Source organism: Flavobacterium sp., assembly GCF_024305175.1.
GTDB lineage: Bacteria > Bacteroidota > Bacteroidia > Flavobacteriales > Flavobacteriaceae > Flavobacterium.
Genome location: NZ_JAMWYY010000105.1, coordinates 1 through 4,904 on the forward strand (window position 1 = coordinate 1; position 4,904 = coordinate 4,904).

6 protein-coding genes are annotated in these 4,904 nt (G+C 38.1%); 2 read left to right on the forward strand and 4 right to left on the reverse strand.

Features of this window, described 5'->3' with window-relative positions:
* Positions 1-141: 141 nt before the first annotated feature.
* Positions 142-570, forward strand: a complete 429-nt coding sequence (gene rpiB, locus Q0K96_RS14930; protein WP_297334779.1) for a ribose 5-phosphate isomerase B — start codon at positions 142-144, stop codon at positions 568-570.
* 10 nt (positions 571-580) lie between these two features.
* On the forward strand, positions 581-1,486 hold the full coding sequence (locus Q0K96_RS14935; RefSeq protein ID WP_297334780.1) for a cation diffusion facilitator family transporter: 906 nt from the start codon (positions 581-583) through the stop codon (positions 1,484-1,486).
* A 12-nt stretch (positions 1,487-1,498) separates the two neighbouring features.
* On the opposite strand, the gene Q0K96_RS14940 is transcribed toward Q0K96_RS14935, so the two are convergent.
* The 4 genes from Q0K96_RS14940 to Q0K96_RS14955 form a co-directional block, all read right to left on the reverse strand.
* Positions 1,499-2,533: a hypothetical protein gene (locus Q0K96_RS14940; RefSeq protein WP_297334781.1), complete on the reverse strand. Its 1,035-nt coding sequence runs from the start codon at positions 2,531-2,533 to the stop codon at positions 1,499-1,501.
* 111 nt (positions 2,534-2,644) lie between these two features.
* Positions 2,645-3,127: a hypothetical protein gene (locus Q0K96_RS14945; RefSeq protein ID WP_297334782.1), complete on the reverse strand. Its 483-nt coding sequence runs from the start codon at positions 3,125-3,127 to the stop codon at positions 2,645-2,647.
* Between the two features lie 138 nt (positions 3,128-3,265).
* Complete coding sequence (locus Q0K96_RS14950) at positions 3,266-3,733, reverse strand: hypothetical protein (protein ID WP_297334783.1); 468 nt, start codon at positions 3,731-3,733, stop codon at positions 3,266-3,268.
* A gap of 110 nt (positions 3,734-3,843) precedes the next feature.
* On the reverse strand, positions 3,844-4,904 hold a 1,061-nt coding region (locus Q0K96_RS14955; RefSeq protein WP_297334784.1), incomplete at its 5' end, for a hypothetical protein.

Consider the following 4,904-nt stretch of genomic DNA (forward strand, 5'->3'; position numbering starts at 1 on the left):
ATGTAGGATTTTAACAATTATTATGATAAATTATAAAGCTGTAAACGCCTCTTTTCTGTGTTACAGCAGGTTAGGATATTTTTATCATTTACTCGAATTTCTTTTGGTAACTTTGCCCCGTAACACAACACAACAACACCTATGAAAATAGCTATTGGCAACGACCATGCCGGGCCCGACTATAAACAGGCCATTGTAAAACACCTTGAAAGCAAAGGTATAGAAGTTATTAACCACGGTACCGACAGTTTTGACAGCGTAGATTACCCCGACTTTGTGCATCCCGTAGCCAATGATGTCGCAAACGGCACAGCCGATTTTGGTATAATTATTTGCGGAAGCGGTAACGGTGTAGCAATGACAGCCAACAAACATCAAAAAATTCGTGCTGCCCTCTGCTGGACCAAAGAAATTTCGGCGCTGGCGCGCCAGCATAATGATGCCAACATAATAAGCATACCGGCCCGTTTTACCGCCATACCCCAGGCAGTAGAAATGGTAGATACATTCCTTAACACCACATTTGAAGGCGGACGCCACCAAAACCGGGTAAATAAAATTCCCTGCTAAAAATTACTGATTGAGTAATCACCCACACATACATAAACATGAAGTAAAGGGCAAAAACCTTGTCCTTTCTATACTGCTTAATATAGTTATAACAGTTGCACAGGTTGTCGGGGGTTTAATCTCCGGCAGCCTGGCGCTGCTTTCAGATGCGTTGCATAACTTTAGCGATGTGCTTTCGCTTATACTCAGTTATGTGGGGCATAAGCTGTCGCGCCGAAAGGCTACCATAGAGCACACCTTTGGCTACAAACGCTCAGAACTGCTGGCAGCTTTTATTAATGCGCTCATATTGGTGGGTGTAGCCGTTTACCTGATTATAGAGGCCGTACAACGCTTTTATGAACCTGTGTTTATAAAGCCCGGGCTGGTAATATGGCTTGCAGTATTGGGTATTGTAGTGAACGGATTATCGGTACTGTTGCTTAAAAAAGATGCAGCGCATAACCTCAATATGAAATCGGCTTATTTGCACCTGCTTACCGATATGATGGCATCGGTAGCAGTGCTTGTAGGCGGGCTTGCCATGAAATATTGGGAATTGTACTGGGTAGACAGCCTGATGACGCTGCTGATTGCCCTTTACCTGATAGTAGTGGGTGGTGGGCTGTTGCGTGACTCCACCAAAATGCTGATGCTGTTTACACCCGATTTTATCGATATTAAAGAAATGGTGCGCGAAGTGCACAAAATACCTGGCGTAAACAAACTGCACCACATACACGTGTGGCACCTTAACGAAGAAGAGTTGCACCTTGAGGCGCATTTAGATTGCACTGAAGACATAAACCTTTCTCAATTTAACGACCTGCTGATGCAGATAGAAGACGTGCTGTACCATAAATTCAACATTAACCATGTGAATATACAGCCCGAATACAAAAAAGAAGACCCGAAAGACTTTATCGTTCAGGATTAGTTTTTCAGGGTTTTAATGCTTCCACATCAATTTGTACTCCTCCAGCTTGGCAAATTCGTCTCTCATAAAATCAGGGTTGTTCATCGACTCGCGTATAGAGAGTATCGCATCAGCATAAGTATTCACACCTGCTTTAAACCACGGGAACTCACTTGTAAGCGAATCAAGCTTGGCCAACATGCTCACGGTTTCATTATTTTTATGCAGTACCACTGCGTGTTCATACCTGAAGTGCGGACAATAGTAATACTCATTCGCCATAGTGTCCCAGGCATCAAGCCCGGCTTCGCCGGCATTAAGGTATAAAGCTGCAAATACAGAAGAATCTATATAATCTACGCCGAAAAGGAAGAAATTAAGCAGGGCAATTTCCTGTTCGCCCAATGCTTTTATTTTCTTTTCGAGCACTTCCTGCATAAGCTGGTGTGCCTTCTCTTTGTCGGCTTGGTCGTCTGAAAGGTGCAGTACGCTTGCCAGCTCCGTTTTTACCATATCAAGGTCCGGGCGAAGCTTATAAGCGCCCTCTGCAAACAGTTTTGCATTGGCAACGGCATTAAGGCTTCGGTTCATCTTAGAAAGCGCCACAGGCAGCCTTATATCCATATAATCCTCCTCTGTAACCTTGCTCTTAAAGAAATCGAGCGCCTCAAGCGGCATCCTGTCGTTTACATAGCGCTGAATAACCTGCCATTTGGCAAGCTTTTGCAGTTCGGTATCATCCCACTGCTTATAAAATATCCCCATCCTGTCCCAGTAAGAGCGCACACCGCTCCATTCCTGATACGTGCCGCCAAACGCTTCATGCTCCCGGTAAACATCGCCGTTACTGTCGGTAAGGTTAAGCTTAAAATCCAAAGCAGGCTCATAATGGTAGCGCTTTAACGATTCATACATCTCAACCTTAAACTTTTCCTGAAGTGCCGTTTCTTCGGGGCTGCTGCTTTTGGTGTCGGCTGCACCGTCGCCTTCAGGCCGTTTTGTAGTTTTGTTTACAGTATCTTCTGGTTGTGGGTTGTTTTTGCCGAAAATTCTTTTAAAAAAGCTCATGTAAGGTTGATTTTAACCAAATATACATTAAAATACCCGGAAGGCTATATTAAATTTAGCACAACCGGGTAGTAATGGCTTTGGTTTTATGGGGTTAAACGGCGGCGTTTGTCATTCAAAATGCAGTGGAGAATCTATTTTAAGCACAGCATCAAGAAATTTCTGGGCCTCCATTTTCACATCATCTTCAATACGCTCAGGCGTGGTTTCATAGTAAGGGGTATTTTGTTCGCCAAAATCAAAATCAATCCAGGCCCAACTCAATAGATTCAAGGCTTCAAACTCCGGAACTAAGCCACGCTCATACAGTTTATCTATCTTTTTCATGCTTTCGCAAATTTGCTTTCCTTGCGTAATATTGCTGCAATACAAAGCCCCTGCTATGTAAAAAGATTTATCTATATTCTCCGGTGAAGGTTCCTTTACGTTAACTGCACGGTTCAGATACGGGATAATTTCAAGTGTTTCAGGATACTTTTCAAACGAAGCCAACATAAGGATATCAACATTGGTATTGCCGGCTTCAACACAATGCATTGCCCATTCAACAGCTAAGCTATAATCAAAGTCTTCAATAAGCTTATGGTAGGACATAAGCAAAGTTAAAATATCCTGCCGGGTCATTGTACTTTTGCTATAATTTTAGTTTTATTTCTTCCATGTAGAATGTAGCGCAGCGGAGTTGAGGCATCTCTAAACACCTAGTGCGAGGGTCACGCTTGGGTTATTATTTTACACGGTTTTAAAAGTAAGTAAAAAACTATCAGCAAGGCACTCAAAAGTTTCGTCTTTAAAAAAGAAGATAAAATGCTTTTGATTTTCTTTTTCGGGCGTCAAAACTACCGGTTCAGGAAAATTACTGTCTGCACCGCCTGTAATTTCATAGAATTCGCCCCAGGGCAACTGGTCCGGCTTTATGCGATATTGCCCAAAATAATAACCTTCATCATTGCAACTGTTTAATGTATATTTAGAGCAGCCGTTAAAAAAAATTTCCAGCCTGTCGCCTTCCTTATAACTTTTAAACGCAAAATAGTTAAGGTCTATATCAAGCAGCAAGCCGTAGTCCTGAATCTTTATTTTAACCTCAGGCGACACCGGGTCTGCATTCCACCCTATGGAAAGCTGCTTATAATCAATACTTTGTATAACTGGCGGATTTTCCTTCTGAAAGAGCTTTTTTAGATAATTCTTCACCATGCCCTGGTTTGTTTATGTTTTAGCATGAGCAAGGATGCTCGGGCTAGCGCAGCCAAACGTAACTAATTCTAATTGAGTTTAGCACATATAAATTTTTATAATAACTGCTTTTAAATTTTTACTTTATCAATTATAGATTTTAACATTTCTAATAACTTATCTGCGGGCATTTGAGATATATCATTTTCATTGATATAATTAATATCTTTGGATTCTGAGGAAAGAAGTTTAATAATAAGTTTTTCTTCAAACTCATTAATTTTCTCATTTTGCATTAGTTGATGTGAGATAAAAATATTCGATTTTTGTATATATTCCTCGTGGAAATATTTATAATCGTTGATTAGTGATCTATATTGTTTTAATAGATAAAAGGATATTGATTGGATAAAAATCAAAATTAATGAGGGTCTGATAATTAATATAAAATAATTAGATTTATCTTTTACATCATTAATTTCGGGCAAAGTAAAATAAAAGACGACAATCCCTACAACGGCAATCAATAAGCCTAAAATTAACATTAATGTAGATCTATTATATAGTTCAATTGATTTGCGTTCTGCTTTAACAGTATCTATATATAATATAGATTCGCTAACGTTATCAAATTTATATTTTTCAAGATTATCTCTTACTCTATCTACTAACTTTTTTAAATGATCTATTTCAAGTTGTGTTACTCTATCTCTATTAAGAACCTTTTGTACTTTATCTATTATAGATTTATCTGTCTTTATGTTTTCTATGGTATCTTGAACATTATTCTTACTTTTTAAACCTATACGGTTTATAAAAAAATTTAGAATTGAGTAAGCCAATACTATGAATATGGCAATAGCTAAGTAGTCATATCTGATTTTCTTAATATATTTATATTCAGTATTGATATAATTACCATATTTAATACTATCTTCAATAAAATTTGATTTTGATGATTGCAATATTATATTCAATTTTTCAAAATCAATTTCAAATGTAGTCTGTAATTTTTCTAATTCAAGAAAAGGAGACGTTGTTTTTTCAACATCAATATTAAATCTATATTTATTTTCTATACTTCTTAACTTGCTTAAAATCAAATATTTTTTAAATTCTTTACTATCTTGACTATTATTTATAATTGTGTCAAACGACGAAAATTTCTTATCATTAATATAACCCTTTATAT